The sequence below is a fragment of the Vogesella mureinivorans genome, assembly GCF_007644035.1.
GTDB lineage: Bacteria > Pseudomonadota > Gammaproteobacteria > Burkholderiales > Chromobacteriaceae > Vogesella > Vogesella mureinivorans.
The window spans coordinates 1-332 of the sequence record NZ_VMTV02000019.1 but is presented as its reverse complement, the minus strand read 5'-3'; the positions used below and the strand labels follow the sequence as shown (position 1 = coordinate 332).

The following is a 332-nucleotide window of genomic DNA, read 5'->3' as shown; positions in this document are numbered from 1 at the left end:
CCGATCAGCGCCCCATGCCGCGCCGGCAGTTCCGGCATCATGGGCCCCCACGCGCGCATGCGCCGCAGAACACGAATCGAAGCCCACGTCATGGCCCAGGACCGCGATCTCACCGATCCCTCGCTCTACATCAACCGCGAGCTGTCCCAGCTCGAGTTCAATTTCCGCGTGCTGGCCCAGGCCATGGACGAGCGCGTGCCGCTGCTGGAGCGGTTGCGCTATCTGTGCATCAGCTGCACCAATCTCGACGAGTTCTTCGAGATCCGGGTCGCGGCGATCCGCCACCAGCAGGACTTCGGCGGCGGCGGCATGGCCGACGGCATCGCGCCGAC

General features: G+C 67.5%; 1 pseudogene. It reads left to right on the top strand.

Annotation, left to right across the window (positions count from 1 at the left end):
- Window positions 1–90: 90 nt before the first annotated feature.
- Window positions 91–332, top strand: a pseudogene (locus FLQ44_RS00450) (polyphosphate kinase 1); the annotation flags it as partial.